This window comes from Flavobacterium pisciphilum (genome assembly GCF_020905345.1).
In the GTDB taxonomy this organism is placed as follows: domain Bacteria; phylum Bacteroidota; class Bacteroidia; order Flavobacteriales; family Flavobacteriaceae; genus Flavobacterium; species Flavobacterium pisciphilum.
The window spans coordinates 1,736,076-1,762,231 of the sequence record NZ_JAJJMO010000001.1; the positions used below are offsets into that span (position 1 = coordinate 1,736,076).

25 protein-coding genes are annotated in these 26,156 nt (G+C 32.1%); 15 read left to right on the forward strand and 10 right to left on the reverse strand.

The genetic code is table 11. The features are described from left to right. A complete protein-coding gene (locus LNQ49_RS06895; RefSeq protein ID WP_229987942.1) occupies window positions 1-459 on the reverse strand; it encodes a DinB family protein in 459 nt (152 codons plus the stop codon). 139 nt (window positions 460-598) lie between these two features. On the opposite strand from LNQ49_RS06895, the gene LNQ49_RS06900 reads away from it, so the two are divergent. The 6 genes from LNQ49_RS06900 to LNQ49_RS06930 all read left to right on the forward strand — a co-directional run bounded on the left by LNQ49_RS06900 (window position 599) and on the right by LNQ49_RS06930 (window position 7,487). After that, window positions 599-2,806: a TonB-dependent receptor gene (locus LNQ49_RS06900; protein WP_229987943.1), complete on the forward strand. Its 2,208-nt coding sequence runs from the start codon at window positions 599-601 to the stop codon at window positions 2,804-2,806. A gap of 810 nt (window positions 2,807-3,616) precedes the next feature. After that, complete coding sequence (locus LNQ49_RS06905; RefSeq protein WP_229987944.1) at window positions 3,617-4,237, forward strand: hypothetical protein; 621 nt, start codon at window positions 3,617-3,619, stop codon at window positions 4,235-4,237. 37 nt (window positions 4,238-4,274) lie between these two features. After that, complete coding sequence (locus LNQ49_RS06910; protein ID WP_229987945.1) at window positions 4,275-5,609, forward strand: 2TM domain-containing protein; 1,335 nt, start codon at window positions 4,275-4,277, stop codon at window positions 5,607-5,609. 2 nt (window positions 5,610-5,611) lie between these two features. Beyond that, window positions 5,612-6,244, forward strand: a complete 633-nt coding sequence (locus LNQ49_RS23315) for a 2TM domain-containing protein (protein WP_346432468.1) — start codon at window positions 5,612-5,614, stop codon at window positions 6,242-6,244. A gap of 18 nt (window positions 6,245-6,262) precedes the next feature. Continuing rightward, window positions 6,263-6,622 (forward strand): 2TM domain-containing protein, encoded by a 360-nt coding sequence (locus LNQ49_RS06925; RefSeq protein ID WP_229987946.1) that lies wholly within the window; start codon window positions 6,263-6,265, stop codon window positions 6,620-6,622. Window positions 6,623-6,719: 97 nt separating this feature from the next. Then, window positions 6,720-7,487: a LytR/AlgR family response regulator transcription factor gene (locus tag LNQ49_RS06930; RefSeq protein ID WP_229987947.1), complete on the forward strand. Its 768-nt coding sequence runs from the start codon at window positions 6,720-6,722 to the stop codon at window positions 7,485-7,487. A gap of 2 nt (window positions 7,488-7,489) precedes the next feature. On the opposite strand, the gene LNQ49_RS06935 is transcribed toward LNQ49_RS06930, so the two are convergent. The 3 genes from LNQ49_RS06935 to LNQ49_RS06945 form a co-directional block, all read right to left on the reverse strand. After that, window positions 7,490-8,269 (reverse strand): CDP-alcohol phosphatidyltransferase family protein, encoded by a 780-nt coding sequence (locus tag LNQ49_RS06935; protein WP_229987948.1) that lies wholly within the window; start codon window positions 8,267-8,269, stop codon window positions 7,490-7,492. A gap of 68 nt (window positions 8,270-8,337) precedes the next feature. Next, complete coding sequence (locus LNQ49_RS06940; protein WP_229987949.1) at window positions 8,338-9,366, reverse strand: COX15/CtaA family protein; 1,029 nt, start codon at window positions 9,364-9,366, stop codon at window positions 8,338-8,340. A 127-nt stretch (window positions 9,367-9,493) separates the two neighbouring features. After that, entirely contained in the window at window positions 9,494-10,915 is a 1,422-nt protein-coding gene (locus tag LNQ49_RS06945; RefSeq protein ID WP_428978350.1) for a CCA tRNA nucleotidyltransferase, read from the reverse strand. 328 nt (window positions 10,916-11,243) lie between these two features. Here LNQ49_RS06945 and yaaA point away from each other — a divergent pair, with 328 nt between their 5' ends. Beyond that, the gene (yaaA, locus tag LNQ49_RS06950; protein WP_229987951.1) at window positions 11,244-12,002 is read left to right on the forward strand and encodes a peroxide stress protein YaaA; all 759 of its coding nucleotides are present in this window, start codon (window positions 11,244-11,246) and stop codon (window positions 12,000-12,002) included. A 74-nt stretch (window positions 12,003-12,076) separates the two neighbouring features. Here yaaA and LNQ49_RS06955 read toward each other — a convergent pair whose 3' ends face one another. The 3 genes from LNQ49_RS06955 to LNQ49_RS06965 all read right to left on the reverse strand — a co-directional run bounded on the left by LNQ49_RS06955 (window position 12,077) and on the right by LNQ49_RS06965 (window position 16,145). Then, complete coding sequence (locus LNQ49_RS06955; protein WP_229987952.1) at window positions 12,077-13,960, reverse strand: M1 family metallopeptidase; 1,884 nt, start codon at window positions 13,958-13,960, stop codon at window positions 12,077-12,079. Window positions 13,961-14,181: 221 nt separating this feature from the next. After that, entirely contained in the window at window positions 14,182-15,762 is a 1,581-nt protein-coding gene (locus LNQ49_RS06960) for an NADP-dependent glyceraldehyde-3-phosphate dehydrogenase (protein ID WP_229987953.1), read from the reverse strand. A 71-nt stretch (window positions 15,763-15,833) separates the two neighbouring features. Next, the gene (locus LNQ49_RS06965; RefSeq protein ID WP_129539409.1) at window positions 15,834-16,145 is read right to left on the reverse strand and encodes a rhodanese-like domain-containing protein; all 312 of its coding nucleotides are present in this window, start codon (window positions 16,143-16,145) and stop codon (window positions 15,834-15,836) included. 395 nt (window positions 16,146-16,540) lie between these two features. On the opposite strand from LNQ49_RS06965, the gene LNQ49_RS06970 reads away from it, so the two are divergent. Further along, window positions 16,541-17,167, forward strand: a complete 627-nt coding sequence (locus tag LNQ49_RS06970; protein ID WP_229987954.1) for a Crp/Fnr family transcriptional regulator — start codon at window positions 16,541-16,543, stop codon at window positions 17,165-17,167. Between the two features lie 169 nt (window positions 17,168-17,336). Next, window positions 17,337-18,122, forward strand: a complete 786-nt coding sequence (locus LNQ49_RS06975) for a sulfite exporter TauE/SafE family protein (protein ID WP_229987955.1) — start codon at window positions 17,337-17,339, stop codon at window positions 18,120-18,122. Between the two features lie 136 nt (window positions 18,123-18,258). Here LNQ49_RS06975 and LNQ49_RS06980 read toward each other — a convergent pair whose 3' ends face one another. From LNQ49_RS06980 to LNQ49_RS06990, 3 genes are all read right to left on the reverse strand, one after another. Next, window positions 18,259-18,729, reverse strand: a complete 471-nt coding sequence (locus LNQ49_RS06980) for a barstar family protein (protein WP_229987956.1) — start codon at window positions 18,727-18,729, stop codon at window positions 18,259-18,261. Between the two features lie 214 nt (window positions 18,730-18,943). Beyond that, entirely contained in the window at window positions 18,944-20,020 is a 1,077-nt protein-coding gene (gene cydB / locus LNQ49_RS06985; RefSeq protein ID WP_229987957.1) for a cytochrome d ubiquinol oxidase subunit II, read from the reverse strand. Between the two features lie 2 nt (window positions 20,021-20,022). Next, a complete protein-coding gene (locus LNQ49_RS06990) occupies window positions 20,023-21,354 on the reverse strand; it encodes a cytochrome ubiquinol oxidase subunit I (RefSeq protein WP_229987958.1) in 1,332 nt (443 codons plus the stop codon). A gap of 319 nt (window positions 21,355-21,673) precedes the next feature. Between LNQ49_RS06990 and LNQ49_RS06995 the strand changes: the two genes are divergently transcribed. The 6 genes from LNQ49_RS06995 to LNQ49_RS07020 all read left to right on the forward strand — a co-directional run bounded on the left by LNQ49_RS06995 (window position 21,674) and on the right by LNQ49_RS07020 (window position 26,142). Further along, entirely contained in the window at window positions 21,674-23,089 is a 1,416-nt protein-coding gene (locus LNQ49_RS06995) for an MBL fold metallo-hydrolase (protein WP_229987959.1), read from the forward strand. An 88-nt stretch (window positions 23,090-23,177) separates the two neighbouring features. After that, entirely contained in the window at window positions 23,178-23,747 is a 570-nt protein-coding gene (locus LNQ49_RS07000) for a YeeE/YedE family protein (RefSeq protein WP_229987960.1), read from the forward strand. Between the two features lie 10 nt (window positions 23,748-23,757). Continuing rightward, the gene (locus tag LNQ49_RS07005) at window positions 23,758-24,174 is read left to right on the forward strand and encodes a DUF6691 family protein (protein ID WP_229987961.1); all 417 of its coding nucleotides are present in this window, start codon (window positions 23,758-23,760) and stop codon (window positions 24,172-24,174) included. Window positions 24,175-24,434: 260 nt separating this feature from the next. Continuing rightward, the gene (locus LNQ49_RS07010; RefSeq protein WP_229987962.1) at window positions 24,435-24,896 is read left to right on the forward strand and encodes a MarR family winged helix-turn-helix transcriptional regulator; all 462 of its coding nucleotides are present in this window, start codon (window positions 24,435-24,437) and stop codon (window positions 24,894-24,896) included. 14 nt (window positions 24,897-24,910) lie between these two features. Beyond that, complete coding sequence (locus LNQ49_RS07015; protein ID WP_229987963.1) at window positions 24,911-25,543, forward strand: NAD(P)H-dependent oxidoreductase; 633 nt, start codon at window positions 24,911-24,913, stop codon at window positions 25,541-25,543. A 32-nt stretch (window positions 25,544-25,575) separates the two neighbouring features. Beyond that, window positions 25,576-26,142 (forward strand): YceI family protein, encoded by a 567-nt coding sequence (locus LNQ49_RS07020; protein ID WP_229987964.1) that lies wholly within the window; start codon window positions 25,576-25,578, stop codon window positions 26,140-26,142. Window positions 26,143-26,156: the final 14 nt, after the last annotated feature.

Sequence of the window (26,156 nt, forward strand, 5' to 3'; positions counted from 1 at the left end):
TTAAAGTAGCTTTTTGAGAATAACAATTTGACCCAGATGATAAATATCGTGTTGGATAATTCCATGAATATGCTCATAATAGGTATGACCATTATTGACGTATATTTTATCTAGATTGGAATCATCAAAATTCTCAAAAAATGAATTCCATAATTCTTGTGATTTGGCTAGATTTTGAAGAGATTGTTCCCAAGCTGCTTCAGATGAATCTAAAACTGGAACAAAATAATTATGGTCAGGAGTCGTGATAGTTTCTCCCTGAACACGTCTTAAAATATTTCTTCTCCACTGTATAAGATGATTGGTAATTTCCCAAATCGTATTTAAATGAGGATTTATCTTCCTATAAGCCTGATTTGCACTTACATCTTTTAAAGTATTTGCCAAAGTGACTTCTAGCCACGGATTACCATTATAAATGGATTGGTATAGATTCGAAATTCTTCTATTTTCTGACATAATAAATCATTTTTAAAACCCAGAAGCTAAGATACAAATAAGTATTTTACAACTCATCCTTGAATTTCTACAATTGGGTTATTTAATATTTTTTAACTAAAACTGTTAAAATATATTTGTTCTATCAAAATCAAAAAACATGAAAACCAAGTTCCAAAAATTAAATAAAAACGAACTAACATCAAAAACCCAATCGTTTTTTACAATCGCATTTTTGCTAATCAGTTCAGTCATTTTTGCTCAAAATACACTTTCTGGAAAAGTAGTAGATACAAAGGGAAAACCAATTGCAGGTGCCAACATCTATATAGACGGTACTTATGATGGAGCTACAAGTGCAGAAAATGGCGAATTCTCTTTTACAACCGAAACTAAGGGAAATCAGATATTAATAGTAAGTTTTTTAATTTATGAAACTTCAACCACATCAATAGATGTTGCCAATTATAAAAACCAGATTATCAAACTCAAAGAAAATATAAATTCATTAGATGCCGTTGTTATCACTGCTGGAACTATGGAATCTGGAGATAAAGCTAGAGTTTCTGTTTTAAAACCTTTAGATATTGTTACTACTGCTGGAACTGCCGGAAACATTATTGCTGCATTACAAACTTTGCCTGGAACTCAAAACGTAGGTGAAGACGGACGTTTATTTGTGCGTGGTGGTGAAGCAAGCGAAACACAAACATTTGTTGATGGTATTAGAGTTTCTCAACCTTATGGAGCATCAGTACAAAATTTACCAACACGTGGGCGTTTCTCTCCTTTCTTATTTAGCGGTATTGCTTTTTCAACAGGAGGTTATTCAGCTGAATATGGAGAAGCTTTATCAAGTGTATTATTATTAAACACCCAAGATGAACCTGACCAAAACAAAACAGATATTGCTATGATGACTGTAGGATTGGGAATTGGAAATACTCAAAAATGGAAGAAAAGCTCTTTGAGTGTAAATGTAAGCTACATTAATCTAGCACCTTATCAGGCTGTTATAAAACAAGATGTTGATTGGAATCGTCCATATCAATCGCTATCTGGAGAAAGTGTCTATCGCTATCATTTTAATAATGGGATTCTAAAATTATATGCCGCTTTTGACACTTCAAAAATTGATCTTAATCAAAAAAATATAAATTTTGAGAACCCAATTCGAGTGAATTTAGTTAATAATAATTTTTACTTAAATACAGTTTACAATGGTACTTTTGGTAGCAACTGGCAAATTACTTCGGGATTGAGTTATGGGTATAGCAACAATAAAAAAGACATTGATGTAGCTCATATAAATGATGATGAAAATGCTGCTCATCTTAAACTTAAACTAAGAAAGAGTCTTTCGAACAGAGTAAAATTATCATTTGGAACTGATTATTTTATTACAAAGTATAATGAAGATTTTCAAGATAATTTAACCCCAACAGTTACTAATGGTTACGATTCAAGTATTGCCGCTGTTTATGCTGAAACTGAAATTTCTTTTTCTAGTAAACTAGCTGCAAAAGTAGGACTTAGAGGTTCGTATAACGATTTATTAGATGAAACAGCATTAGCACCAAGAGCTTCGTTAGCATACAAAGTGGCAAAAAACAGTCAGTTTTCACTTGCTTATGGAGACTTTGCACAAACTCCCGTTGTTGATTACATCAAATATTCTAAATACCACCAGTTTGAAAGTGAAAAAGCATCACATTACATCTTAAACTTTCAGTACAATAAAACTGGACGTACTTTTAGAGCCGAAGCCTATTACAAAGATTATAGTAATCTAGTAAAATATGACACTCAAAACATTCAATACAATTCGGTTTTCAATAACAATGGTTCTGGTTATGCCAAAGGATTAGATATCTTTTGGAGAGATAGCAAATTATATAAAAATTTAGAATATTGGATTTCATACTCTTATATTGACACTAAAAGAGATTATAAAAATTTCCCAACAAGTGCAACTCCCGATTTTGTTGCTGACCAAACCTTATCTGTTGTGACCAAATATTTTGTTACTGATTGGAAATCTCAAATTAGTTTAACAAACAGTTTTAGCACAGGAAGACCATACAACAATCCAAATGAGACAAAATTCATGAACGGAAAAACAAAATCATACAATAGTTTAAGCCTTAGTTGGGCCTATCTATTAACTACTCAAAAGATTTTATACTTCTCTGTTTCAAATATTTTAGGAACTCAAAATGTATTCGGATACGATTATGCCAGAACTCCCGACGCAACTGGAGTGTACAACAGACAAGCTGTAACACCTACTGCCGATCGCTTTTTCTTTGTTGGTTTCTTCTGGACTATTAGCCAAAATAAAAATGAAAATCAATTAAAGAATTTGTAGGGGAAGATGCTGAGAGTCTGAGGTACTGAGCGCCTAAGGTTCAAAGTAGCAAAGGGGCAAAGGTTTTTACTTAGATTATTTGAAAAAAGGTGCTGAGGTACTAAGCGCCTAAGGTTCTGAGTTGCCTAGATTACTTGAAAAAGGTGCTGAGGTACTAAGTGTCTAAGGTTCAAAGTTGCAAAGAGACAAAGGGGCAAAGGTTTTTACTTAGATTACTGAAAAAAGGTGCTAAGGTACTGAGGGTCTGAGGTACTGAGTTGCCTAGATTACTTGAAAAAGGCACTGAGTATATGAGGGGCAAAGAGACAAAGGGGCAAAGGTTTTTACTTAGATTATTTGAAAAAAGATGCTGAGGTACTGAGCGCCTAAGGTTCTAAGGTCTTGCCTAGATTACTTGAAAAAGGCACTGAGTATATGAGGCGCAAAGTGGCAAAGAGACAAAGTGGCAAAGGTTTTTACTTAGATTACTGAAAAAAGATGCTGAGGTACTTAGCAACTAATCCTAAAAAAACCTTTGCGCCTTTGGACCTTTCCAAAAAAACCTTAGCAACTCAGAACCTTAGACACTTAGTAACTTATCTCAAAAACCTTTGCGCCTTTGGACCTCTGAGCCTTTGAACCTTTCCCAAAAAACCTTAGCAACTCAGAACCTCAAACACTTAGAACCTCAAAAAAGAAAACAATTCATCCCTAAAAATCAACAACTCAGTAACATTAAATTTAAAGAGATTAAAATCTATAATACTTTTGAAGTATAAATTAACAAACGTTTCAATCATCAAAAAATAACTAACCTTTAAACAAGAAATCATGACAAAATTAATTACAGCAATCACATTATTTATCTGCAGTCTTTTATCTGCACAAACACAATTCGAACAAGGAATGGGAAAAGCTTTTGGACTTTGGAAAGAAGGAAAAAATACGGAAGCATCTGATTTATTTGAAAGAATAGCTGCAGCAGAAAAAACAAGCTGGTTACCTAATTATTACGTTGCATTAGTAAACACTACATCAGCTTTTAAAACTCAAGATAAAACACAAATAGACTTGTTACTTAATAAAGCGCAAAATGCATTAAACGTTGAAATGGCAAAAGACGAAAATAATGCCGAACTTTATGTAATGCAAGCTTTAATCTATACGGCTTGGGTTGTAGCTGATCCTATGACTAACGGAATGAAATACTCATCGAAGACTATGGAAATGTACAATAAAGCCGAAGCATTGGCACCAGAGAATCCTAGAGTTGTTTTTGGCAAAGCTGATTTTCAGTTAGGTGGTGCTAAATGGACAGGAATTGACACCAAACCTTTGTGTGCTCAAGTTAACAAAGCTATTGGTCTTTTTGCTACTTTTAAACCTGAAACTCCTTTTTCTCCAAAATGGGGTCTAGAAAGAGCACTTGAAGTTCAAAAGACTTGCAAATAAATAATAGTTAAAACAAATAATCTCTAAAAGACAAATAATGCATCTAAAACCACATATAATTAAAGCTTTATTTATTGGGGTAATAATTTTTATAGTATCCTTCTTAATCAAATTCATTTCATTTGGAACTGAAGTATTTACTCCATATTTATTTACAGCTTTTTTTTACTGCATGTTATATAGTACTTTACTGTATATCGTTAATGCTTCGTTATTTGCCTTTTTAGATAAAGTATTCAAAGCCAATCCTTATTCATTAAAACGCATAATTATTGGCTTTATCAGTTCTTTTTTCTGTTCGTTATTTGCCATATTTGTACTCCGTATTTTCTTGAAAGTTATCATAGATAAACATTCAATAACTGAATTTTTAGCTAATGAAGATGCTGAAAATTATATAGAGTCATCTATTATTACTTTTATCGTATTAGCGGTTTTTCATGCCTTACATTTTTATAAAGTATATAATGAGAACCGAGTTAAGGAACAAAAAATAATTGCTGGAACTGCTTCCGCAAAATTTGAAACTTTAAAAAACCAGATTGATCCACATTTTCTCTTTAATAGTTTAAATGTATTAAGTTCACTGATAGAAGAAAATCCAGATAATGCCCAACGTTTTACAACTTCATTATCTAAAATTTATCGCTACGTTTTAGAACAAAAAGACAAAGAACTCGTATTTGTAGAAGATGAACTAGCCTTTGCAAAAACGTATATGAATTTATTAAAAATGCGTTTCGAAAATAGTTTATTCTACGAATTGCCAACTGAAGGTATTAATCCAGATGCAAAAGTAGTTCCCCTATCATTACAACTTTTACTTGAAAATACAGTAAAGCATAATGTGGTAAGTGAGCAAAGACCGCTTCATATCCGAATATTTATTAAAGGAGATTATCTAGCAGTTCAAAACGATTTTCAAAAGAAAGAAGTCTTGCAAGACCGCCAAGGTGTAGGCTTGCAAAATATAGTAAACCGTTATGGTATTATTACCAACAGAAAAGTGTTGATTGAGCAAAATGCAGCAACATTTACTGTTAAAATACCTATTCTAACAAAACAAATTGCTGTCATGGAAACAACAACCGATTATAACGAAAACAATGCTTATTATAGAGCAAAAAAAAGAGTTGAAGAACTTAAAGGCTTTTATGGAAATTTAATTTCTTATTGTTGTGTAGTACCATTTCTAGTCTTTATCAACTTAAAATTCTCACCTGGATTCCAATGGTTTTGGTTCTCGGCTCTAGGATGGGGATTCGGATTAGCAATGCATGCTTTTAAAGTATTTGGGTATAGCACAAATTGGGAGGAAAGAAAAATTCAGGAAATCCTAAGAAAAGAAGAAAACAAACAAAACTGGAAATAATCATGGAGACAAATCGAAATGAACTTGACAGAAATGAATTACGGGAACTGGCACGTAAAAAAGTAATCAAAATAAAAGGATTTTATATTCATTTATTCTTTTACACTCTTGCTATTACAATTTACATATTAAAAGTATATGCGGGAATACGATTTGATTTTCTTCCCTTCAAATTCATCAATGGCTTTGTAATGACGATATGGACAATTGTTTTTTTGTCAATGGCAGTTGACCTATTTATTTCTTATCGAATGTTTGGAATAAAATGGGAAGAGCAGAAACTGAACAGTATTCTAGAAAAAAAACAACATTTAAAAAAAATGGAAATAACAGAAACATATAATAAATATGATGACCGTTATCTTGAAGCAAAAAAGAAAGTAGAAAATATTAAAGGTTTTTACGGCAACCTCATCTCGTTTATAGTCGTTAACCTCTTTTTGCTCGTTATAAACTTAGTTTATTCTCCAGAGCATTTGTGGTTTTTCTGGCCTTTAATGTGGTGGGGATTAGGAGTAGTCATTCATGGTTTAAAAGTATTCAATGCTTTTCCAGTTTTTGCAAAAGATTGGCAGGAAAAAAAGATAAAGGAATTAATGGATAAGGAAAAATCCAGAAATGAAAAATGGCAATAATTTTTAAATTAAATCAAAATGGGACGATTAAGAAGACATATGTTCGAAGATTATACTGGTTATAATGAAACCCCAACAAACGATGAACGTTATAACCTAGCCTATAGAAGAGTAAAAAGAATAAAAGGGTTCTACTCTCACTTAATGATATATATCTTGGTAAATATATTCATTCTTATTCCTAGTACAAACCAAGGCATTTTCGGGAATGAGGAATTCTGGAGATGGGATAATTTCTCTACAACATTGTTTTGGGGAATTGGTCTGGCAATACATGCAATATCAGTATTTGGAAGAGATCTGTTTTTTAGTGTGAACTGGGAAGAAAGAAAAATAAAAGAATACATGGAAAAAGAAGCCAATCAAAAATGGGAATAAATTATATTATTCTCTACTAAATAAAAAGATTGAAAATCATTTCCAATTAATTTTTAACTACTACTTTTAACCAACCAAAACCTTTGCTAAACCAAAAATGAGAACAATAATTATAGAAGACGAAAAACCAGCCGCACGGTTATTGCAACGTAAACTTGATAAAATAAACGTTCCTGTAACTATAATGCTTCACTCAGTTGTAGAGGCAATTGATTGGTTTTCTAAAAATGAACATCCTGATTTAATATTTCTTGATATTCAATTATCTGACGGATTATCGTTTGAAATTTTTGAAAAAATAGATATCAAAAGTGCTGTAATTTTTACAACTGCCTATGATGAATATGCCTTAAAAGCTTTTAAACTCAATAGCATCGATTATCTATTAAAACCAATAGACGAAGATGATCTGGATGTAGCGGTAACTAAATTCAAATCTCGTTTGCCAAAAACAGAGAACCCGACACAAAATATTGAAATTGATTTTGAACAGATTAAAAAAATGCTTTCAAATCCGTTTGAGAAAATTTATAAAAAAAGATTCACTGTTAAAGTCGGGCAACATTTAAAAGTTATTGTAACCGATGAGATAGAATGTTTTTTTAGCGAAAACAAAGGAACTTATTTACACACTACTGATAATCGAAATTACTTAATTGATACAACTCTAGAAATTTTAGAACAAGAGCTTGACCCAAAAGATTTTTATCGTGTGAGCCGAAAATTTATTGTTCCTCTTCCTGCTATCAAAGAAATTGTATTGTACAGTAATTCTCGTTTAAAAATAATCTTGCCTACGTATAAAGAAGAGGAAGTAATTGTAAGTCGTGAGAAAGTTTCTGATTTTAAAAACTGGATAGGATAATATTATTTTTGAATGGGATAAAAATATTTTCTAATTCCTATCATCACAAAGATTAAGACAGAGTAACCAATAAAAAAAGGAGCGATATACTCAATGCCGTCCATTGCCAACATTAATGCAATTAGCAATAACTGAAAACCTAAACCATACAAAGAAACAAAGGTCATAAACCAATTCGGAAACGTTTTCACCTTATAAGCATCGCTATCGAGTGTGTGAATTATTTTATCAAAAAGTCCATAAACTACTATATAAACCTGATGCAGAAGAATGACTGTTTTTTGTTTTTCGCCCGGTAAAGCTTTTGGAATTTTATCTTCAAAGATCTTACTTGTTCTATCTCCTCCCACCGATTTATTTCGTAAAATCACATAGTAGTAATTATACAAAGTGCCTTGTAGCTGAATACAAAAAAAGGCAAGTACAGTAATTGGAAAAGTTGTTTTAGAAACATAACATATACTTATTAAAAACAAAAAATTCAAGACAATATCAAATATACTATCTAGATATCTTCCTGTATATGAAGGGGTCTTTTTTATACGCGCCAATTCTCCATCGGCTGCATCGATAACTGACTTTAGTATTATAAATAAACCAGCTAAATAAAAATAGTTTTCTAGAATACAATAAATCGCAACTAACCCCGAAATTCCAAAAAGCAAGGTTACATCAATAGGTGTAAATCGTGTATTTTGTAACTTTTTCGCAAAAAACCTTCCAAAAGGTCTTCCATAATCTGATAAATCATAAAATTTATCCTGTGCTGCAAGTTTAGACATCTATGTTTTTATAAACAAAAGAGTTTCGACAATATAGTCAGTCTAATTTACGAATAAAAATTAGTTATTTATTTACTTAATCTATGTAATGTATAAGTCATTGCACTTAAAAGGAAAAATGCCATTATTTGGTGAATTAAACCTAATGCAATAGGTACATGATACAAAAGTGTAAAAACACCTAGAATAAACTGCAAAAACACAAAAACAACTAATACTTTAATCCCTGTAGATTGTGTCTTGTTAAGAGCAAATTGTGTGCTTTTAAAGTATAAGAAAAGTATAATAGCAACAACTACATAAGCAAATGTTCTGTGTACAAACTGCACACCACTTTTACCTTCTATCAAATTTTGGATAAGTGTAGGCTGTTCAATAAAAACCGAATCATGAATAAATTCTCCATCACTCATTAATGGCCAATGATTGTGTATTAATCCGGCATTTAAACCAGCTACAAATCCTCCATAAATTATTTGTATCAAAAGAAAAGCCAAAGCAATCCTAGCAATATTACGGAGTGTAATATTAATGGTTATTTTATTTCTCTCTGGATATATTAAATCCAACGCTACCCATAATGTATAAGCAAAGGTCACAAAAGCAAAAGTTAAATGTAGTGAAAGTCTAAAATGGCTTACATCTGGATTGTCAATTAAACCGCTTCGTACCATAAACCATCCTAAGAAACCTTGGAAACCACCCATTGCCAAAAGAACGATGCATTTTTTTATTGTAGAGCTGTCTAGTTTCTTCTTGATTAAAAAATAAACAAAAGGAATAAAGAAAACCATTCCAATGATTCGCCCGATAAAACGGTGAAACCATTCCCAGAAATAAATCATTTTATAATCTGAAAGCTGAAAATCATTATGAATATTTATCTTTTGATATTCTGGAAACTTTTTATATTGTTCAAAAGCCTCATTCCATTTTGCCTCGCTCATAGGAGGAAAAGTATCTGTTACCAAATGCCAATCGGTCATTGATAATCCTGAGTTTGTTAAGCGGGTAATCCCCCCTACTACAACCATTAAAAACAATAAAAAACATCCTGACAAAAGCCAAATGATTACTGATTTATTTTCTCTTTTCATTTTATTTCTTTGAGATGCAAAATTGCAAAGATGCAAACTTACAGAGTCTCTATTTTTGGGTTTATAATGAATTTATTTTTAAAGTCATAGCTTCTCAGTAACTTAGAACCTTAGCCACTTTTAAAAACTACTTTCCAACTTTAACTAGTCCTAACTTTTCTCCTTTTTTCAGCATAAATTCATACGCTGCATCGTATTCATTTGGAATTTCACCTTCAAGAATAGCTTCTTTAATGGCTTCTTTTAGCATTCCGATTTCTTTAGAAGGTTTTAGATTATAAATTTCCATAATCTCTTCTCCCGAAATTGGTGGTTGAAAATTACGAACATGATCGCGCTCTTCTACCTCAACGATTTTCCTTCGTACGATTTCAAAGTTTTTATGGTATTTCTTAAATTTATTAGGGTTTTTGGTTGTGATATCAGCCTCACACAGAATCATTAAATTCTCTACATCTTCACCTGCATCAAAAACCAAACGACGCACAGCGCTATCAGTCACAATATCTTGTGATAATACAATTGGTCGTGAGCTCATGATAACCATCTTTTGCACAAACTTCATTTTGTTGTTCAATGGCATATGCAAACGCTCAAATATCTTTTTGACCATTTTACCACCTAAAAACTCATGTCCGTGAAATGTCCAACCTTGTTTTTTGCTAAAACGCTTTGTTGGTGCTTTTCCAATATCATGCAATAAAGCTGACCAACGCAACCAAACATCATCCGTATTTGGACAAATATTATCGACCACTTCTAGTGTATGGTAAAAATTATTTTTATGAGTATGCCCTTCTATTTCTTCAACTTGATTCAATGCCGTTAACTCTGGCAAAATAATATCAAGAAGTCCTGTTTGAAACAACAATAAAAACCCAATTGAAGGTTTATCTGTAGAAAGGATTTTATTTAATTCATCAACAATTCGCTCACCTGAGATAATATTGATTCGCTCCGCATTTTTAGTAATTGACTTCAAAGAGTTTTCTTCAATTTCAAATCCTAGTTGGTTTGCAAATCGAATTGCACGTAACATACGCAATGGATCATCAGAAAAAGTAATATCTGGATCAAGAGGAGTTTTGACAATTTTATTTTCTAAATCGGTTAATCCATCAAAAGGATCTGATAAATCTCCGAAAGTAGCTTTGTTTAAAGATAATGCTAATGCATTTATAGTCAAATCACGACGGTTTTGGTCGTCCTGAAGTGTCCCGTCTTCTACAACAGGATTTCGACTTTCAAAATGGTAGGATTCTTTTCGTGCGCCAACAAATTCAATTTCAGTATCTTCAAAACGTAACATTGCTGTTCCGTATGTTTTAAAAACCTGTACTTTAGGTTGTTTTGGTAGTAATTCTGAAACTTTTAATGCCAATTCAATCCCACTTCCTACAGCAACTATATCAATGTCTTTTTTGGAATCTCGATTTAAAAGCAAATCTCTTACAAACCCACCAATTACATAACTATCTACATTGAGTTCTTGAGAAGCTTGCGAGATAATTTCGAAAATTTTATTTTGCAGAGCACCTTTATAATTTATTTTTTTAGCCACGAATTCTCTAATTTTTATAAAATAACAGTAAAATAATATCTAGATAATTTTACCACGCGCAAATTTACAACATACTATACGCCTTTTATAATCTAAAGCATACTTTTTTTGTTTTTTAGCATTTCAGACTGCATAATTTCATCAAAAAACTACTTTTCTAAAAAATTTAGATTCTTCAAAACTGTTTTTGTGCTTATTCGTCTCTTTTTACATTCATTAATATAGTAGCTCTATATGACTATCAAACAAATCAATCTATATCCGTTATTCTTTTAATTTCTATTTGTACTTTTGAAACTGTACAAAAAAGTAGAAAATGAAAATTGTTATATCGCCTGCAAAATCTTTAAATTTCGAAAAAGAATTACCAACTTCTCAATATACTGAAGCTAGTTTATTAAAAGAAGCTAGACAAGTTCATAAAATTTTAAAACAAAAGAAACCTTCAGAATTATCTGAATTAATGCATATTTCGGATAAATTGGCTCAATTAAACTGGGAACGCAATCAGGAATGGAAAACTCCTTTTACTCCCGAAAATGCTCGTCCTGCAATATTTACTTTTGATGGTGATGTATATACTGGCTTAGATGCTTATACGATTCCTGTAGAGAAACTAGATGTTTTACAAGATAAACTACGCATACTATCTGGTTTGTATGGTATTTTAAAACCATTGGATTTAATTCAAGCTTACCGATTAGAAATGGGAACTAAATTACCTATTGGCGAAGCAAAAAACCTATATGAATTCTGGAAAGAAACTGTTACAAAAACACTAAACAAAGAGCTTAAAAAAGACGAGCTGTTTGTAAATCTTGCAAGTAATGAATATTTCTCAGCTGTAGACGTTAAAACTTTGAAAGTTCCTGTAATTACTCCTGACTTTAAAGATTATAAAGACGGAAAACTTAAAATAATTAGCTTCTTTGCTAAGAAAGCAAGAGGAATGATGGTGCGTTACATTATAGATACCAATGCAGAAACCATTGATGACTTAAAAGGTTTTAATTATGAAGGTTATCAATTTGATGCTAACCTTTCTAAAGGAAATCATTTGGTTTTTACACGATAAAAAAACTTAATACCAAAACAAAACCCGACAGTTTTCAGGAACATGTCGGGTTTTGTTTTTTAAATCTAAAACTATTACTTAGCGATCCAAGTATTATTCTTTGGTGTAGCATCTACAAAAATTCCACCATCGACTGTTATTGATTTGATTTTTTTGGTAGCATTAAGAGTAATTCTAGCATTTTTCTGGTTGGCTTCCCATATTGCAGGAGTTTGATGTAGCGTTTCTTTTGTATCATCAGCATAAACAACATTTACATCAAAAGGAATCGCAAAACCACCTTTATTCTTAATAGTTACAATAGTTTTCTTCGCTTTAGTATCTACTTTATCTACAGCAATATCTATATAATTATTAGTAAAGAACCAATTATTAAAAAACCAATTCAAGTTTTTCCCAGAAGCGCTATTAAATGAATTAAAGTAATCCCAAGGAATAGGATGTTTACCGTTCCAATTATCCATATAAGCATGTAATGATTTTTTGAAAAGATCATCCCCAAGTAAATCTTTTAAAGCCAAATAAGACAATGACGATTTACCGTATGCATTATTGCTATATCCAGCACCAGAAAGCTGTGTTGACATTGATATTATTGGCTGATCTTGTTCTGCAGATGGATCATTGATATATTTATTAACTCTAAACTTTTTATAAAATTCATCTGCCTCTTCTTTTCCACGTTGTGATATACCTATTAAATATTCGAATGTAGTCGCCCAACCTTCATCCATAAACGCATAACGAGTTTCGTTTGTCCCCATATAGAAAGGGAAGTAAGTATGTGCTACTTCATGATCTTGAACAAGTTGTGCAAAAATAGGATCCCCCATCTGAGAATCATTACACATCATTGGGTATTCCATATCAGCAAAACCTTGGAAAGCAGTCATCTTAGAAAACGGATAAGGGATACCTGGCCAATTATTCGAAAACCAATCCAAAGCATATCTATTATTTTTTACAGAAACAACAAAGTCAGTTCCTTTTATATCATAAGCAGCCTGAACACTTGCACGACGATTTGTTTTTTTATCTACAACAACACTACTTGCATCCCATAAATAATGATCACTTAAACCAAAACAAACATCTAAAATATTTTTAGCTTCAAACTTCCAAACATTCCAATCGTTCTGTTTGGTAACAAGTCCACTTTTCATTTCTTGCTCGTTAGCTATATGCAAAATGGCATCTGTAGTATAGGATTGTTTTAATCGTGCCGAAAATTCTGGTTGTAAAACCTCATCTGGATTTAATAAATCACCTGTTCCATAAACCACATAATTTTTAGGCGCTTTTACAGAATACACATAATCATTAAAATCATTATAGAACTCTTGGCGGTCTGTATGTGGCAACATATCCCAGCCGTAATAATCATCAAAAACTGTAACACGAGGATAACTATACGCCGCAAAAAATGTTGTGTTATCTATTTGCCCTTCTCTTCCACTTTCTTTAGACAATGGATAATACCAATCAATATTGATTGTAATTTTAGAATGAGGAAGCATTGGTTTATTCATTTTCACTCTTCCTATTGTTCCCCAACTTCTTCCATCTTCTTTATATGTCTCACCTTCAATTTTTAAAGATGTAATTGTCAGACCATCACTCAAAAAATCATCACTAACAGCTCCACCTCTTGGTGAAGATGGCTTATGAAGATTATTTACAAACCGAATCGGCAAATTCCTTAACGTATCATTACTATTATTTTCATAAATAATAGTTTCAGTTCCGCTTACAATTCTAGTATCAGGATTTACTGTTAGATCTATTGTGTATTTACCATGATTCTGCCAATAGTTTTTTCCGGGTTTTCCGTCCATAGAACGGGTTCCTTTTGCATATGCTTCTTTTATATTTCTTGGCATATACAGTTCTTGTGCAAAACTATATTGTGCCACACATACAAATGCAAATAATAGCAATTGAGATATTTTTCTTTTCATAATTAGTAATTAGGTTTTGGTAATTATAAATCGCATTCCTCCTATTAGTTCTGAATAGCGTTATATTGTTACAATTATTCTCCAAATTTATCCTATTCTCTTATACTTCCATCAAAATAAACATCTTGAATTCTACAACTAGTACTATTTCCTAGAGTAAACAAAAAAAACCGTCTTATTCCCAAAAGATTAAGACGGCTTTAAACATTAAAAAATAGCTACTACAAGATATAATCGGTATTTATAAAATTCGATTCTTTACTATTTAATAATTCTTGCAAAATGGCATTATTGTAATCATTATCTTTTGATGCTACAAAGGTTCTAATAGAGAACGAACGCAATGCATCGTGAATACTTAAAGTTCCTACAGCCGAATCTTTACGACCAGTAAACGGGAAAACATCTGGCCCTCTTTGGCAAGAACTATTCAAGTTTACTCTGCACACTAAATTTACCAATGTATCGATAAGTGGTGCAATCGTTTTGATGTCTTTACCAAACAGACTCACTTGTTGTCCATAATTAGACTCAGCCATATCATTTAAAGGTTCTTGAATATCCTTAAAAGTTAAGATTGGTACAACTGGTCCAAATTGTTCTTCGTGATATACACGCATTTTTTTATTTATAGGAAATAAAACTGCAGGGAATATATAATTCTCCGTATGTAATCCTCCTTTTTCATTAATTATTTTTGCCCCCTTATGCGTTGCATCATGAATTAACTCCTGTATATAATGTGGTTTTTCTGGCTCTGGAAGAGGTGTTAATGAAACCGATTTATCCCAAGGATTTCCAAAAACCAAGGCATCTACTTTTGCTGAAAAGCGTTTATTAAATTCTTCGGCTATAGATTCGTGCACATATAAAATCTTCAATGCTGTACAACGTTGCCCGTTAAATGATAGTGTCCCTGTTATGCATTCCTGAATTGCCAAATCTAAATCGGCATCAGGCAAAATTATGGCAGGATTTTTTGCTTCCAGTCCCAATACTAAACGCAATCTATTTTTATTCGGATGCTGATCTTGTAAAGCAATAGCCGATTTACTATTTCCAATTAAAGCTAGAATATCAACTTTTCCAGATTTCATTATTGGCGATGCTACTTCTCTACCTCTACCATATACAATATTAATGACTCCTTTTGGGAAACTACTTCTAAAAGCTTCTAATAAAGGAGTTAATAATAAAACACCATGTTTTGCTGGTTTAAAGATTACAGGATTCCCCATAATTAATGCTGGAATAAGCAAAGAGAATGTTTCATTTAATGGGTAATTATAAGGTCCAAGGCACAATACTACCCCAAGCGGTCCTCTTCGAACCATGGCGTTTATTCCTTGTACTTTAGTGAAACTAGCTCCACGAGTATTCAGCTCCTTATAACTTTCGATTGTATCATAGATATACTCTACCGTTCTATCAAATTCTTTCTCTGAATCTCCTAATGATTTTCCGATTTCCCACATCAATAGTTTTACAACTTCTGCACGAGTGGTTTTCATCTGAGAAACAAAATTCTCCATACATTTTATACGATCTACAACTTTCATTGTAGGCCATAAACCTTGTCCTTTATTGTAAGCCGCAGTTGCAGATTCAACAACTTCCATAGCCTCATGCTCACCCATAAAAGGAATAGATCCCAACAAAGTTGGAGTATATTTTTCAGTAGAAGAAATTGTAGAAAATACAGGTGTGGTTTGCCCTGTCCATTTTTTTAATTCTCCATTTACAAGATACGTATCCTGTACCAATGGAGTATTTATTTGGTATTCCTCTGGTATAAAATTCATTATTTGGTTCTTTTAGTTTTTTGGTTATTAGCTTTTATAAAATAAAAAAGAGGCGCGCGCCTCTTTTTTATTTATGGTGTAACAGTATCTCCTTCCCAGGCCAGTATTCCTCCTAACAAATTATAGGCGTTATCAAACCCCATTTCATTCATTATTTGGCACGCTTTAGCACTTCTGGCTCCAGAACGACAATACACATAATAGTTTTTATTTTTATCTAATTCTTCTAGCTCATATATAAAAGCCTGTCCTTTATTGATATCAATATTAAGAGCATTTTCTATATAGCCATCATTATATTCGTCTTCAGTTCTTACATCAAGTATAACTGCATTTTCGTCAGCTTCAAATTGAGCTACCCAATCTTCTTGTGATAAATTCATGATATCGTATTTTTAGGTAAAATTACAACGTTTTTGGCAAACAATAAACCCCGTATTTGTAAATTATATTATAATTCGTAGAAAACGTTTTAGCAAACATATAATAATCAATGAATTCGAACTTCTACAAATTATTTTCAAAAATATAGTCTATAAAACCCATAGAAAATAGGTTTTTATTATTTACACAAATATGCTGTTAAACATAAACCCTACCTAATTAATACCACAATAATCGGCTATATTTGTAATAAATTATAATTTAAAAAATCAATTTGATAAAAAAATATAATTTCAAAATTTGCTCCTATTTAAGAAATTAAGTTTCAAATTATAAGATTTCTTAATTCCAAAATGGTTCAATTATTATTCCCCTTAGTATAAAAAAATAGCTCATGCAAAATCCTTTAAAAAATATTTTTCCAAATTTCTCTAATGAATTAATTTCTGCTATCGAAGAAAATGCAAGTCTACAAGATTACGAATCTGGAACAATCTTAATGCGCACTGGGCAATACATCAAAAACACAGTTTTAATAACAAAAGGAAAGATAAAAATATATCGTGAGGGCGAAGATGGCGGTGAGTTTTTCATGTATTACTTACAACCAGGACAAGCCTGTGCTATATCAATGATTTGCGCTACCAAGAGCGAGAAAAGTCAAATTATGGCTAAGGTAGTCGAGGATGTTTCAGTAGTTATGATCCCATTAAATTTAATGGATAAATGGATGATGGAGCACCGCAGCTGGTATGAATTTGTAATAGAAACATACCGAAACCGTTTTGAAGAAGTCTTGGAGGTTGTAGATAGTATCGCTTTCCGTTCTATGGATGAACGATTGGAGTTTTACCTCAAACGTCATAAAGATGCTTGTGGGTGCAATGAACTAAAAGCATCACATCAGGAAATTGCTACTGAACTCAATACATCAAGAGAAGTAATTTCAAGATTACTAAAAAAAATGGAACAACGCGGTTTAGTAAAATTAAACAGAAACCAAATTGAACTTTTGAAATAAATTTATTTGCTAAACCTAGATTAATACAATCAAAGGTTGAAGTAGGTTCAAATAATAAGAAATTTTTCGACTTTGCTCCTTCCCTTGCAAAATCATAAAATTTCTTATGTGATAAATGTTACTGTGCCTTACGAATTAAGAAACAACCTTTGTATCAAAACAAACATCAATGGAATATTTAGGTTATTTTGCTTCAATCATCATAGGAATCTCATTAGGTTTAATTGGCGGTGGCGGATCGATATTAACTATTCCAATTCTAGTTTATCTATTTAAAATAAATCCAGGACAAGCAACCACCTATTCATTATTTATAGTAGGTATTACAGCTTTATTCGGAAGTTATAGCCATTACAAAATGGGGAATCTTAAACTAAAATCAGCATTGTATTTTGCTGTTCCATCAGTTGTTTCGATTCTAATCATACGAGAAGTAATCTTCCCTCAAATAGCTTCAACACTATTTTCTATTGCTTCCTATACCGTTTCCAAAGATTTTCTAATCATGCTGATTTTTTCAGTGCTGATGATAACAGCAGCAATCTCGATGATTCGAAAAAACAAACCAGAACTAAAAACAACCACAACAAATTACACTCAACTTAGTATAATTGGGTTTATCGTTGGAATCGTAACTGGTTTTCTTGGTGCTGGTGGAGGTTTTTTAATCATTCCAGCCTTAATATTCTTCGCTAATCTACCTATGAAGCAAGCTGTAGGAACTTCATTGCTTATTATTTTCATCAATTCGTCGATAGGGTTCGGAGGTGATTTATACATTGGAACACCTGTAGATTATACCTTTTTAATAGAAATTTCTGGTATTGCTCTTTTGGGAATGCTAATAGGAACCCAACTTTCAAAGAAAATTGATGGCACAAAACTAAAACCAATATTCGGTTGGTTTGTACTAATAATGGGATTTTATATCATTACCAAAGAAGTTTTCTTTTAGATTTTTGGACTCACGCAGATAAAGCTGATTTACATTCAATAGTTATATTATAGCTCTTTATTACCCAATCCTCAACTGGCTTAATTAAGTTAATTGCATCTTTTCTGAATTCGGTATATGTCATTTTTTTTCATTTTTAATACCAGCGAAAATAAAAACCTCCAAAATCATTTAATCTAAAATTTCTACTTTCAACTTTAATCAATATTAAAAGTCTTTGAGAAAAGATTAAATGCCTTTGCGCGCTAGAAACAAAAATATCAATCAGCATATGAGCATTTTTTATATTTATAGTATCCAAACTATCAAATACAACAACTAAACCGTTATCCTGAATTTCAATTTCATTCAAACATTCCTGCAGTGCATCCCAATTATGGCCGTAATAAACTGGAAAATCAAATTTACTATGTAACGAGTTATGAAGCATTTCGTTATTTACCCATTCAGAACAATCAAATGTGATAATTTTATAACCTTCTGAATGTAGCCATTCTGTATCATTTCCTAAAACCGAATAATCATTATAGGGTTTTAAAAAACCACTTGCTATAATTTCATAATCTAGTCTTTTCCAACTTTCAGGCTCATTTGTAAATTTTATCATTTTTTCTACTACTCCCTATTTATCGCAATTAATCCTTAATCTAATTAGTTAACAAAACTTGATACTCCTTTGTTCTTTTAAATTGTCATCAGCTTTAGCTGAAAGTTAACAAATCTACACAAAAAAGGCTTTAGCCAAAATTGTAGTTTTTGCTAAAGCCTTAAATTAAAATCTTTATTTTTTTCTCCAACTGAATCAAGAGGAGATTTACCTATTAATGCTCTCCATATCCAATATCATCCATTTTACCACTAAAGACTTTATATTGAATAACAAAATATACAATTACCAAAGCTAGAGCAATAAAAAACCAACTCATTCCTACAGACAATCCGTATTCATGTGCAGCAGTATTATAGATGGTTAATGAAGGATTCACCTTATTAGTTGATGGCAATACATTTGGAAAAATAGAAACTGCCGTTGAAGCAAAACCTCCAACAAGAAATAAAGTCGAAAAGATAAATGCAGAACCGTCTTTTTTATACGAACGCACTTTAAACAATCCAACAATCCCGATAAATGTAATCAGAGGAAATATCCATAATATTGGCGTTTCAATAAAATTATGAAATGGTTTTGGTTCAATAAAATGCCAGATTTGCAAAGAAATAAACACCAAAATCAGCAATACTATATTCAATCTAAAAACTACATTTTTAAGCTTTTCATTTAATGAAGAATTGGTTTTAAAGATAATCCAGTTAGCTCCATGAATCGTTAAAGCAACTACACTCACTATTCCAAGAAACAAAGTAAACCAATCGATAATCCCTAATTCATTAGCTTGTGGGCTAAAAGTAGAATTCCACAAAGGCAAAAAGAAAAAATGTGCTTCTTGAGTAGAAACTCCATTTACAACCATTCCTAAATTTACGCCACGAACAATATTCCCTAAAGCAATTCCGAAGAATAAAGCCAGTAGCAAACTTGCAATCCCAAATGCTTTATCCCAAATTACTTCCCACATAGGGTGGTGAATTTGCCCACGCATTTCTAATCCGATTGCTCTAAAAATAAGCAACCACAAAATCATGATTAATGGCAAATAAAACCCACTGAACGAAGAGGCATATAAAATTGGAAAGGCAAAAAACAAAACACCTCCCGCTGCAATAATCCACACCTCATTGGCATCCCAAAAAGGACCAATTGCACTGGTTATTGCTTTTTTATCTTTTTCTGTTTTAGCAAAAAATAAATGAATAATTCCTGCACCAAAATCATAACCATCTAATACAATGTACACGGCTAGGATTCCCATTAAAACTACGTACCAAAAAAATTCCATAATTATATATTTTCTGTGTGAGGTCCTTTATTGATGATTTTCCCAACCAGTAGCAAAAACAACATGCCCAATAAAAGATATAATCCTATAAATCCAAGTAATGTAAACAACGTATTCCCTGAAGAAACCGTTGGTGAAGCACCTTCGGCAGTGCGCAATAAGTTATAAACTAACCATGGCTGACGTCCTAACTCGGCAGTATACCATCCGGCAGTATTAGCGATATATGGAAACGGAAGCATGAAAAGCAACGACCATAAAATCCATTTGGTTTCGAATAATTTTTTCCTGCAAAGCTGAAAAACTGCAAAAGCCATTAATCCTATAAATATAGTACCCAATCCTACCATAACATGGTATGCATAATACAGTCCCGAAATATTAGTAGGATGAACACTTTCATCAAACTGATCGAGTCCTTTTATTTCTTCATGCCAACTTCCGTAGGTTAAGAAACTCAAGATATTAGGAACTGCTATTTTATTATCTAACTTTTTATCTTTTACATCGGGTTGCCCAATAAGAACAATTTCTGCCCCTTTTTTCTCAGTATGAAAAATTCCTTCCATAGCTGCAAAAGTTACAGGTTGGTATTTCACCACATTTTTAGCAAGCAAATCACCTGTTGGAACAGCTACAATTACACAAGAAATTAATCCGAAGATAACTCCCGTTTTAACGAATAGTTTCCCGTAAGCAAGATTCTTTTTGCTTAAAAGGTAAAAAGCTCCAATTCCAGCAACAACAAATGAACTTGTTACCATAGATGCGGCTTGATTATGCAAGTAAGAAGGCCACAACCAAGGATTCAGAAACAAAGCACTAAAATTGGTTAGTACAAATCTTCCGTTTTCAAGAATTTCATATCCTACAGGATTCTGCATCCAAGAATGGGTTGCAATTATTAAATATCCGCTAGCCCACGACCCGATACATATCAGTAATCCTGTGACAAAATGCCATTTATGCCCGAGCAGTTTTTCGCCAAATAAAAATATTCCCAGAAATGAGGATTCTAAGAAGAAAGAAAACATTCCTTCCATGGCAAGTGTTTGTCCTATAATTCCGCCGGTTAATTCTGAAAACTTAGCCCAATTGGTTCCAAACTGAAACTCCATCGGAATCCCCGTAACAACCCCCATTGCAAAGTTTAGAGCGAAGATTCTCATCCAAAAATGAGTCGCATGATTGTATTGTTCGATTTTAGTTCTTAGATATTTCCATTTAAAATATACAATGATTAAGGAAAGTCCCATTGTAAGTTGAGGAAAGAGATAGTGAAAGGTAATTGTAAATGCAAATTGCATTCGATCATAAAAAAGCATTTCTTCCATACTAGTCGTATATTATTTAATTATGAAGTCTCGCAAATTTACCTATTAAAACTAACATAAACTACCTATAAAAATACTTTATCACTCCACAATTGTAAAAACTTTTAATTCTCTAAAAACACTCAAATAGTTAATTATTTACAAACTATACAAACATATAAGCTCTTTAATTCATATATAAAATAAACTCAGACTTATACCTCTCACATAATGAATTTTATAACAAATTTTGGCTCAAAAAAAAATCTGTAACATTAGTCACTTATTTTCCAAAAAAACAAAGTTACCTTTGCTAAACATTATTTAAGATTACACAACAATGAAAATTGAACAAATTTATACTGGATGTTTAGCACAAGGCGCTTACTACATTACTTCAAATGGAGAAGCTGCTATTATTGATCCGCTTAGAGAAATACAACCCTACTTAGACCGTTTAAATCGTGATCAAGTAAAACTAAAATACATCTTTGAAACTCATTTTCACGCCGATTTCGTTTCGGGACATGTCGATTTAAGCAAAGAAACAGGTGCACCTATTATATATGGTCCAAATGCTGAATGTGGATATGATTGTGTTTCGGCAACTGACGAACAAGAATTTAAGTTAGGAAACATAACTATAAAAGCGTTGCATACTCCGGGTCATACTATGGAAAGCACCTCTTATTTATTAATAGATGAAAACGGAAAAGATTATGCTGTTTTCTCTGGAGATACTTTATTCATAGGAGATGTAGGACGTCCTGACTTAGCTCAAAAAGCTGCTGGAATGACACAAGATCAATTGGCAGCAATATTATTTAATTCGCTACGAACAAAAATAATGACTTTGGCAGATGATGTTATTGTATATCCAGCTCATGGTGCAGGAAGTGCTTGTGGTAAAAACATGAGTAAAGAAACAGTATCGACAATTGGAAATCAAAAAGCAACCAATTATGCTTTGCGTGCTAATATGACTGAAGCTGAATTTATCACTGAAGTAACTGATGGATTATTACCTCCTCCCGCTTATTTTAGTATGAATGTGGCTATGAACAAAGCTGGATATGAAAGTTTCGAGTCTGTTTTACACAATGGAATGAAAGCTATAAAAGTTGATGAATTTGAAGCTGTAGTTGAAGAAACTGGTGCTTTAATTTTAGACACTAGAAACAATAGTAATTTTAGCAAAGGATTTATTCCACAATCAGTAAATATTGGTATCAATGGGGATTTTGCTCCTTGGGTTGGGACTTTAATTGCCGATGTAAAACAACCTATTGTATTAGTAACTGAAACAGGATTAGAAGAAGAAACAGTAACTCGATTAAGCCGCGTAGGTTTCGATTCAATTATCGGACATCTTGAAGGTGGATTTGATGCTTGGAAAGATGCTAATTATGAAACTGATACAGTAAACAGAATTACTCCTGACCAATTTGCAAACGAATTCAAACCAGAAGAAAACAAAGTAATCGATATTCGTAAAGAAACCGAATACAGTGCAGAACATATTGAAGATGCATATAACAAACCATTAGCGTATATTAATGACTGGGTAAAAGATATCGACCCAAAAGAGCATTTTTATTTACATTGCGCAGGTGGATATAGAAGTATGATAGCAGCATCAATATTACAAGCAAGAGGATTTAGAAACTTCACTGAAATTGAAGGAGGCTTTAATGCTATCGCAAAAACTACAATTCCAAAGTCTGATTTTGTATGTCAAAGTAAAGTTTTAAAATAAATTAAGTAACAAAGGTACAGCGTTTCAAAGCGACAAAGGTTTTAGCCTTTGAACCTCTGAATCTTTGCCTCTCAAAACCTAAAAAAAAATGAATTTAATTGAAATTATAAAAGAACCGTGGCCGTGGTATGTTTCAGGTCCGTTAATTGGTTTAACCGTTCCTATTTTATTAATTTTTGGAAACAAAGCATTTGGAATTAGTTCCTCATTACGTCACATTTGTGCAATGTGTATTCCTGCAAACATTTCATTCTTTAAATACGATTGGAAAAAAGAAAGCTGGAATTTATTTTTTGTCTTCGGAATATTTTTGGGCGGAGTTATAGCAACTGCTTTCTTGTCAAATCCAAATCCTATCGAAATTAACTCAAACCTAACTACCGAATTAGCTACTTATGGTATTACTGATAATTCAGGACTAATGCCTGCTCAGCTTTTTTCATGGGAAAGCCTATTAACGCTACGTGGATTTATAATGATTGTAGTTGGTGGTTTTCTTGTAGGTTTCGGAACGCGTTATGCTGGCGGATGTACAAGCGGACACTCTATCATGGGAATTTCTAATTTACAATGGCCTTCACTAGTAGCAACTATTTGCTTCATGGTTGGTGGTTTTGTAATGGCAAACCTAATTCTTCCTTTTATACTTTCACTGTAAATCTTTAAAAATGAAAATTTCAAACTTAAAATATATGCTAGTCGGAATTGTATTCGGCATAGTATTCGTAAAAGCCGAAATCATAAGCTGGTACCGTATTCAAGAAATGTTTCGTTTACAATCATTCTTTATGTATGGCGTAATCGGAAGTGCAGTTATGGTAGGAATGGTATCTGTTTTTTTGATAAAAAAATTCAATGTAAAAACAATCCAAGGAGAACAAATCAAAATTGAGCCTAAAACTTTTAGCAAAGGACAAATTTATGGTGGACTATTATTTGGTTTTGGTTGGGCAATAACTGGGGCATGCCCTGGTCCTCTTTTTGCACAAATAGGAACTGGAGTTACTGTAGTTGCTGTTACATTAGTAAGTGCAATACTAGGAACTTGGGTTTATGGTTACTTTAAAGATAACCTCCCTCACTAATAAAAGCGATACCTTTTATATTATATAGAGCCTCATATGTTATTCATATGAGGCTTTTTCATTTAAACAAATTCAATATTAAATTAAGTTTAAACATATAAAAATCAGAAAATTATAAAATAATTTTACTTAATTTTAAACTTAATTTCCGACTACAAAAAACCTCCATAAATAATATTAACGAAATTTTAACGATACATTTGTATATACAAATATAAAACATGAGTACATTTGTATATACAAATTAGACACTGACGACTATGACTATTGAAGATGTAATAAAAAGTACCGTTAAGATGGATAATTCAAAAAGAGTTATTCTAAATATAATGTACACACAAAATGTGCTTCAAGATAAATTCAACGAGGTATTAAAACCTTATGATTTATCTGGGGAACAATATAATGTGTTACGCATATTAAGAGGACAAAAAGGGAATCCTGCTAATATGTGTGTTATTCAAGATCGCATGCTAGCAAAGACAAGTAATACAACTCGACTGGTTGATAAGTTATTACTAAAAGAATTTGTTACCAGAAATGTATGCCCAGCAAACCGAAGAAAAATAGAAGTATTAATTACTGAAAAAGGACTAGATGTTTTAACTGAATTAGATCCAAAAGTAACTGATCATGAAAATGTTTTTTCTGAAAACCTGACTACAGATGAATTAGAATTACTAAATGAATTATTAGAAAAATTTAGAAATCAAAAAAATTAATACAAATAAATAAAATGAATAAATTCCTAGAAAATCAAAATTGGAGATACGCAACCAAAAAATTTGATGCGACCAAAAAAATATCTGCTGAAGATATAAATATATTAAAAGAAGCAATACGATTAAGTTCTTCTTCATATGGATTACAACCATACAAAGTAATTTTTGTTGAATCTCCAGAATTAAGAGCTAAATTGCAAGGAGTAGCTTGGGGACAATCACAAATTGTAGATGCTTCACATTTAATAGTTTTTGCAAATGACACTAACTTAGATGACTCTAAAATTGAAGATTACATCAAAAACGTAAGCGAAACAAGAGGAATCCCTGCTGAATCATTAGTAGGTTATAGCAACCTTATGAAAGCTAAAGTTTCATCACTTCCTACAGATTTAAAAAGCACATGGTCAGCTAAACAAACTTACTTAGCTTTAGGTAATTTATTGAATGCTGCAGCAGAATTAAAAATTGACGTTACACCAATGGAAGGTTTCGAGCCAGCTGCATTTAATGAAATCTTAGGCTTAGATGCTTTACATTTAAATGCTGCTGTAATTGCAACAGTAGGATACAGACATGATGACGATGCAACGCAACATCATAAAAAAGTAAGAAAATCTCAAGAAGAATTATTTATCACACTATAATTATTAATCCAAATTTATTAAAATCAAACAAAATGAAAAATTTAAAAACAATTGCTTTAGCCCTAGTGGTAGCTTTATCTTCAGTTTCAATCAACGCACAAACTAAAAAAGTTGACGTTAAAACAAGTACTGTTAAATGGGTAGGTAAAAAAGTAACTGGAGAACACTCAGGAACTGTAAACCTAAAAGATGGTGCTTTAGTATTTAAAGGAAAAAAACTAGCTGGTGGAACTTTCACTGTAGATATGACATCAATCAACGCAACTGACCTTTCTGGTGAATACCAAGGAAAATTAAACGGTCACTTGAAAGCTGATGATTTCTTCGGAACTGAAAAATTCCCAACTGCAAAATTAGTTTTCAAAACTATTGGAGCAAAAGCAACTGATGTATATACTGTAACTGCAGATTTAACTATCAAAGGAATTACTAAACCAGTAACTTTTGATATTACTGTAAACGGAAACACAGCTACAACTGCATTTAAAGTTGATAGAACTAAATATGACATCAAATATAACTCAGGAAACTTCTTTGAGAACTTAGGAGACAAAACTATCAATGACGATTTTGAATTGGCTGTAGCTTTGAAATTCTAATAGTACCACTTACT

What these genes read in the sequence shown, in the direction of transcription:
- LNQ49_RS06895 (WP_229987942.1), bottom strand. Translation starts at nt 459, where the DNA reads ATGTCAGAAAATAGAAGAATTTCGAATCTATACCAATCCATTTATAAT.
- LNQ49_RS06900 (WP_229987943.1), top strand. Translation starts at nt 599, where the DNA reads ATGAAAACCAAGTTCCAAAAATTAAATAAAAACGAACTAACATCAAAA.
- LNQ49_RS06905 (WP_229987944.1), top strand. Translation starts at nt 3,617, where the DNA reads ATGACAAAATTAATTACAGCAATCACATTATTTATCTGCAGTCTTTTA.
- LNQ49_RS06910 (WP_229987945.1), top strand. Translation starts at nt 4,275, where the DNA reads ATGCATCTAAAACCACATATAATTAAAGCTTTATTTATTGGGGTAATA.
- LNQ49_RS23315 (WP_346432468.1), top strand. Translation starts at nt 5,612, where the DNA reads ATGGAGACAAATCGAAATGAACTTGACAGAAATGAATTACGGGAACTG.
- LNQ49_RS06925 (WP_229987946.1), top strand. Translation starts at nt 6,263, where the DNA reads ATGGGACGATTAAGAAGACATATGTTCGAAGATTATACTGGTTATAAT.
- LNQ49_RS06930 (WP_229987947.1), top strand. Translation starts at nt 6,720, where the DNA reads ATGAGAACAATAATTATAGAAGACGAAAAACCAGCCGCACGGTTATTG.
- LNQ49_RS06935 (WP_229987948.1), bottom strand. Translation starts at nt 8,269, where the DNA reads ATGTCTAAACTTGCAGCACAGGATAAATTTTATGATTTATCAGATTAT.
- LNQ49_RS06940 (WP_229987949.1), bottom strand. Translation starts at nt 9,366, where the DNA reads ATGAAAAGAGAAAATAAATCAGTAATCATTTGGCTTTTGTCAGGATGT.
- yaaA (WP_229987951.1), top strand. Translation starts at nt 11,244, where the DNA reads ATGAAAATTGTTATATCGCCTGCAAAATCTTTAAATTTCGAAAAAGAA.
- LNQ49_RS06955 (WP_229987952.1), bottom strand. Translation starts at nt 13,960, where the DNA reads ATGAAAAGAAAAATATCTCAATTGCTATTATTTGCATTTGTATGTGTG.
- LNQ49_RS06960 (WP_229987953.1), bottom strand. Translation starts at nt 15,762, where the DNA reads ATGAATTTTATACCAGAGGAATACCAAATAAATACTCCATTGGTACAG.
- LNQ49_RS06965 (WP_129539409.1), bottom strand. Translation starts at nt 16,145, where the DNA reads ATGAATTTATCACAAGAAGATTGGGTAGCTCAATTTGAAGCTGACGAA.
- LNQ49_RS06970 (WP_229987954.1), top strand. Translation starts at nt 16,541, where the DNA reads ATGCAAAATCCTTTAAAAAATATTTTTCCAAATTTCTCTAATGAATTA.
- LNQ49_RS06975 (WP_229987955.1), top strand. Translation starts at nt 17,337, where the DNA reads ATGGAATATTTAGGTTATTTTGCTTCAATCATCATAGGAATCTCATTA.
- LNQ49_RS06980 (WP_229987956.1), bottom strand. Translation starts at nt 18,729, where the DNA reads ATGATAAAATTTACAAATGAGCCTGAAAGTTGGAAAAGACTAGATTAT.
- cydB (WP_229987957.1), bottom strand. Translation starts at nt 20,020, where the DNA reads ATGGAATTTTTTTGGTACGTAGTTTTAATGGGAATCCTAGCCGTGTAC.
- LNQ49_RS06990 (WP_229987958.1), bottom strand. Translation starts at nt 21,354, where the DNA reads ATGGAAGAAATGCTTTTTTATGATCGAATGCAATTTGCATTTACAATT.
- LNQ49_RS06995 (WP_229987959.1), top strand. Translation starts at nt 21,674, where the DNA reads ATGAAAATTGAACAAATTTATACTGGATGTTTAGCACAAGGCGCTTAC.
- LNQ49_RS07000 (WP_229987960.1), top strand. Translation starts at nt 23,178, where the DNA reads ATGAATTTAATTGAAATTATAAAAGAACCGTGGCCGTGGTATGTTTCA.
- LNQ49_RS07005 (WP_229987961.1), top strand. Translation starts at nt 23,758, where the DNA reads ATGAAAATTTCAAACTTAAAATATATGCTAGTCGGAATTGTATTCGGC.
- LNQ49_RS07010 (WP_229987962.1), top strand. Translation starts at nt 24,435, where the DNA reads ATGACTATTGAAGATGTAATAAAAAGTACCGTTAAGATGGATAATTCA.
- LNQ49_RS07015 (WP_229987963.1), top strand. Translation starts at nt 24,911, where the DNA reads ATGAATAAATTCCTAGAAAATCAAAATTGGAGATACGCAACCAAAAAA.
- LNQ49_RS07020 (WP_229987964.1), top strand. Translation starts at nt 25,576, where the DNA reads ATGAAAAATTTAAAAACAATTGCTTTAGCCCTAGTGGTAGCTTTATCT.